5 protein-coding genes are annotated in these 5,206 nt (G+C 71.9%); 1 reads left to right on the plus strand and 4 read right to left on the minus strand.

What is annotated here, in order from left to right; genetic code table 11:
* The 3 genes from guaB to ACFXA3_RS34825 all read right to left on the minus strand — a co-directional run.
* On the minus strand, nucleotides 1-1,514 hold a 1,514-nt coding region (guaB, locus tag ACFXA3_RS34815; protein WP_385193707.1), incomplete at its 3' end, for an IMP dehydrogenase.
* A 139-nt stretch (nucleotides 1,515-1,653) separates the two neighbouring features.
* Nucleotides 1,654-2,283 (minus strand): sigma-70 family RNA polymerase sigma factor, encoded by a 630-nt coding sequence (locus ACFXA3_RS34820; RefSeq protein WP_385193709.1) that lies wholly within the window; start codon nucleotides 2,281-2,283, stop codon nucleotides 1,654-1,656.
* 406 nt (nucleotides 2,284-2,689) lie between these two features.
* Nucleotides 2,690-3,301: a response regulator transcription factor gene (locus tag ACFXA3_RS34825; protein ID WP_003948568.1), complete on the minus strand. Its 612-nt coding sequence runs from the start codon at nucleotides 3,299-3,301 to the stop codon at nucleotides 2,690-2,692.
* A gap of 379 nt (nucleotides 3,302-3,680) precedes the next feature.
* On the opposite strand from ACFXA3_RS34825, the gene ACFXA3_RS34830 reads away from it, so the two are divergent.
* The gene (locus ACFXA3_RS34830) at nucleotides 3,681-4,007 is read left to right on the plus strand and encodes a WhiB family transcriptional regulator (RefSeq protein WP_030864318.1); all 327 of its coding nucleotides are present in this window, start codon (nucleotides 3,681-3,683) and stop codon (nucleotides 4,005-4,007) included.
* A 115-nt stretch (nucleotides 4,008-4,122) separates the two neighbouring features.
* On the opposite strand, the gene ACFXA3_RS34835 is transcribed toward ACFXA3_RS34830, so the two are convergent.
* Nucleotides 4,123-5,022 (minus strand): LysR family transcriptional regulator, encoded by a 900-nt coding sequence (locus ACFXA3_RS34835; RefSeq protein WP_385193712.1) that lies wholly within the window; start codon nucleotides 5,020-5,022, stop codon nucleotides 4,123-4,125.
* Nucleotides 5,023-5,206: the final 184 nt, after the last annotated feature.

A 5,206-nucleotide genomic window follows, 5' to 3' on the forward strand; every position in this document is an offset into this window, starting at 1 on the left:
GTACGGGACCTGGCCCTCGATGCCCTCGGGGATGAGCTTGTCGTCGCCGCCGACGCCCTCCTGGAAGTAGCGGTCCTTGGAGAAGGAGCGCTGGTGATGCGGACGAAGCGGCCGCGGTCCTGGAGCTCCGGCACGGTGCGGCCGCCGACGTAGAACATCGACTGGCGCAGGCCCCCGACGAGCTGGTGCACGACCGCGGAGAGCGGGCCGCGGTACGGGACCTGGCCCTCGATGCCCTCGGGGATGAGCTTGTCGTCGCCGCCGACGCCCTCCTGGAAGTAGCGGTCCTTGGAGAAGGAGCGCTGGTCGCCGCGGGACTGCATGGCGCCGAGCGAGCCCATGCCGCGGTACGACTTGAACTGCTTGCCGTTGATGAAGAGCAGCTCGCCGGGGGACTCCTCGCAGCCCGCGAGCAGCGAGCCGAGCATCACCGTGTCGGCGCCCGCGACGAGCGCCTTGGCGATGTCGCCGGAGTACTGGAGGCCGCCGTCGCCGATCACGGGGACGCCGGCCGCCTTCGCGGCGAGGGAGGCCTCGTAGATGGCGGTGACCTGCGGAACGCCGATGCCGGCGACGACGCGGGTGGTGCAGATGGAGCCGGGGCCGACGCCGACCTTGATGCCGTCGCAGCCGGCGTCGATCAGCGCCTGGGCGCCGTCGCGGGTGGCGACGTTGCCGCCGATGACGTCGACGGAGGAGTTCGACTTGATCTTGGCGACCATGTCGCCGACCAGGCGGGAGTGGCCGTGGGCGGTGTCGACGACGATGAAGTCGGCGCCCGCCTCGATCAGGGCCTGGGCACGGTCGTACGCGTCGCCGGCGACGCCGACCGCGGCGCCGACCAGGAGGCGGCCGTCCTTGTCCTTGGCGGCGTTCGGGTACTTCTCGGCCTTGACGAAGTCCTTGACCGTGATGAGCCCCTTGAGGATGCCCGCGTCGTCGACCAGCGGAAGCTTCTCGATCTTGTGGCGGCGCAGCAGCTCCATGGCGTCCACGCCGGAGATGCCGACCTTGCCGGTGACCAGCGGCATCGGGGTCATGACCTCGCGCACCTGGCGGCTGCGGTCCGACTCGAAGGCCATGTCGCGGTTGGTGACGATGCCGAGCAGCTTGCCGGCGGGGTCGGTGACCGGGACGCCGGAGATGCGGAACTTCGCGCACAGCTCGTCGGCCTCGCGCAGCGTCGCGTCGGGGTGCACCGTGATCGGGTCGGTGACCATGCCGGACTCGGAGCGCTTGACCAGGTCGACCTGGTTGGCCTGGTCGGCGATCGACAGGTTGCGGTGCAGGACGCCGACGCCGCCCTGCCGGGCCATCGCGATGGCCATGCGGGCCTCGGTGACCTTGTCCATGGCCGCCGACAGCAGCGGGACGTTCACCCGCACGTTGCGGGAGATGAGGGAGGAGGTGTCGATCTCGTCCGGAGCCATGTCCGACGCGCCCGGCAGCAGCAGCACGTCGTCGTAGGTCAGTCCGAGCGTGGCGAATTTGTCGGGCACTCCGTCGGCGGTCATGACACCTTCCCAATGGTCTTGCTCAGCGCGGGTCTCCATGCTAACGGGATCGCGGCGCGTCTCATTCCACGAGCTGGCCCAAGGCCAAGTTTCGTGGCTTCCTCCTATTGATCGCCGACGGAATCCGGCCCACCGGTTTCTACTGCTCGGCGAGCGCGCGCAGCCGGCTGAGCGCCCGGTGCTGGGCGACCCGGACCGCGCCGGGGGACATCCCGAGCATCTGCCCGGTCTCCTCGGCGGTCAGCCCGACCGCCACCCGCAGCACGAGCAGCTCGCGCTGGTTCTCCGGAAGGTTGGCCAGCAGCTTCTTGGCCCAGGCGGCATCGCTGCTCAGCAGCGCCCGCTCCTCGGGGCCCAGCGAGTCGTCCGGCCGTTCGGGCATCTCGTCGGAGGGCACGGCCGTGCTCCCCGGGTGCCGCATGGCGGCCCGCTGGAGGTCGGCGACCTTGTGCGCGGCGATGGCGAAGACGAAGGCCTCGAAGGGCCGGCCCGTGTCGCGGTACCGGGGCAGCGCCATCAGGACGGCGACGCAGACCTCCTGCGCGAGGTCCTCGACGAAATGGCGGGCGTCCCCCGGGAGCCGGGAGAGCCGGGTGCGGCAGTAACGGATGGCCAGGGGGTGCACGAAGGCGAGCAGGTCGTGCGTCGCCTGCTCGTCGCCGTCGACCGCACGGCGTACGAGCGCGCTGACGGCCCCGGCGCTGCCGCCTTTGGCGGCGCCGGTGGAGCCTGTGACCGCGGGTGCCCCCGGGGTCTCGTCGTCGCGCATCAATCCATGGTGCCTTGGCGCCGGAGCATTCGCGGCACCACGGCCCGTGTTGTGCGTCGAAGCGTTATGAGCGGGTGCGCCTGAACTCGTCACTGCACCCTCCCCTCCCGCTCGACCGAGTACTCCCCGAGGCCCCATCCCAGAAAATGCGCCACACCTCAAGCATGCGGCATCGCGCGCGAAGCGACACGTCCCCCGATTGTGCCCCGCCCATCCCCGGGTACGCACCGGATACGGCGGGACGGGAGCGGACGGGCCGGTTCTGACGGGCCGGGCCCGGGACGGGCCGGACCGGGTCGGACCGGACCGGGGCCGGGGCTGGGCCGCGGCCGACGGCTGCGGCCTGCCGCCCCGCCCGCCGGTGGCGGACGGGACCGCTCTCAGCGTCCGGTCTGCGGGCTCACGGTCAGCGGACCAGGCCCCAGCGGAACCCGAGCGCCACGGCGTGCGCCCGGTCCGAGGCGCCCAGCTTCTTGAACAGCCGGCGGGCGTGCGTCTTGACCGTGTCCTCGGAGAGGAAGAGCTCGCGCCCGATCTCCGCGTTGGACCGGCCGTGGCTCATGCCCTCCAGGACCTGGATCTCGCGCGCGGTGAGCGTGGGCGCGGCGCCCATCTCGGCCGAGCGGAGCCGGCGCGGGGCCAGTCGCCAGGTCGGGTCGGCGAGCGCCTGGGTGACCGTGGCCCGCAGTTCGGCGCGCGAGGCGTCCTTGTGCAGGTAGCCCCGGGCGCCGGCGGCGACCGCGAGGGCCACCCCGTCCAGGTCCTCGGCGACCGTCAGCATGATGATGCGGGCGCCCGGGTCGGCCGAGAGCAGCCGGCGCACCGTCTCCACACCGCCGAGCCCCGGCATCCGTACATCCATCAGAATCAGGTCGGAGCGGTCGGCACCCCAGCGGCGGAGGACTTCCTCGCCGTTGGCAGCCGTCGTCACACGCTCGACGCCGGGCACGGTGGCAACCGCGCGACGGAGCGCCTCTCGGGCAAGCGGGGAATCGTCGCAGACGAGGACGGAAGTCATGACCGCCCTCCGCAGCTGCTGATGCGCGTCACCTTGAGCCTCCAGGCTGGTACGTATCGTCACCTGTGCGGTCGATGCCCTCGGACACCTGTCCGGGAACTTCTTGGTTCAACCGCCTTCGCACTCTCAACGATGGTCACTCGAAAGAGTTACGGGTCGGACGGACACCTTCGGCACTCTACGTGAGGAAGCGATCACGACGCGGACGCCACTCTCCGCGTGTCCTCCATCTGGAGCTATGCCCTATTTGGCGGCTTTTCTTCCGTTTGGCACGTGTCTGAGGCTAGATTCCCAATGAGTCATATTTACATCTACTACGACAGTAGGTGTGGAGACTTGGACCGTATCCGTCTCAGTACCGGCACCAAGAGGACTACCCATGGCAGATTTCTCCCGCCTCCCCGGACCGAACGCCGACCTCTGGGACTGGCAGCTGCTGGCCGCCTGCCGGGGGGTCGACAGCTCCCTCTTCTTCCACCCGGAAGGCGAGCGGGGCGCGGCCAGGAGTGCGCGCGAGGCCTCGGCTAAAGAGGTCTGCATGAGATGCCCGGTGCGCTCGGAATGCGCCGCGCACGCACTGGCCGTCCGCGAGCCCTACGGGGTGTGGGGCGGCCTCACCGAGGATGAGCGCGAAGAGCTGATGGGACGCGCACGCCATCGCCTGATCCCCGCCTCGAGCACGATCGGACCCCTCCCGCCGCACTGATCCGCGGGTTCGCCGAAACGTACGAAGGAACGTTTCACCAAGCCTTCCGGGCCCGGATGCCGGACCGGAACGTCACGCGATCGGCCGAACCGCCGTGCTCCCGTACGGCGGTCGGTCAGCGCGTGGCGGCCCGCTCCAGCTCGGCCAGCGTCGCCGCCACGGCCGGCACCCGGGCCAGGTCGGGCAGGGTCAGGGCCACGACCTCCCGCTCCACGGCCGGCTCGACGGCCACCGCGCTGACACCCTTGGCCCGTACGGACTCCACCGCGAGCTCCGGCAGCACCGCGACGCCCAGACCGGCGCCGACCAGGCCGACCACGGCCGGGTAGTCGTCGGTCGCGAAGTCGATGCGGGGGGTGAAGCCCGCCGCCTCGCACACCTCCACCAGGTGGCGGCGACAGCGCGGACAGCCCGCGATCCAGGGCTCGTCGGCCAGCTCGGCCATGCCCACCCGGTCCGCCCCGGCCAGCCGGTGGCCCTCCGGGACCAGCCCGACGAGCCGGTCCGTGAGCAGCGGCCGGACGACGAGGTCCTCCCATTCGGCGGCCGAACCGGCCGCCCCGCCGTACCGGAACGCCAGCGCCAGGTCGCAGTCGCCCTCGCGCAGCATCTCCACGGACCGCGGCGGCTCCGCCTCGACCAGCGAGATCCGGGTGCCGGGGTGCTCGGCGCGCATCGCGGCCAGTGCGGTCGGCACCAGCGTGGAGCTGCCGCTGGGGAAGGACACCAGCCGGACCCGGCCCGCGCGCAGCCCGGCGATGGCCGCGACCTCCTCCTCGGCGGCGGTCAGCCCGGCGAGGATCCCGGCGGCGTGCCGGACCAGCGCCGTGCCGGCCTGGGTCAGCCGCATCTCGCGGCCGGCGCGGATGAGCAGCGGGGTGCCGGCCGACTGCTCCAGCGCCTTCATCTGCTGGGAGACGGCGGGCTGGGTGCAGCCGAGCTCGCGGGCGGCGGCGGAGAAGGATCCGGTGCCGGCCACGGCGCGCAGCACCCGGAGATGACGTGCCTCGATCATCCTTCGAGCATAAGCCCTGCTTTGAGCGCGGCGCGAATAATCCCGCGCCCCTTTGAGGGAGCTGGGCTAGCGTGTTGCGCATGGCCCCCCTCACCCCCGGCGGGCCCCCCGCCCCCCGCGGCGCCCCCCCCCCCGGCCGCCCCCCGCTCCACGGCCCCCCCCCCGCCGCCCCCCAAACCCACCC

The sequence above is a fragment of the Streptomyces sp. NPDC059456 genome (assembly GCF_042750055.1).
Classification (GTDB): Bacteria; Actinomycetota; Actinomycetes; order Streptomycetales; family Streptomycetaceae; genus Streptomyces.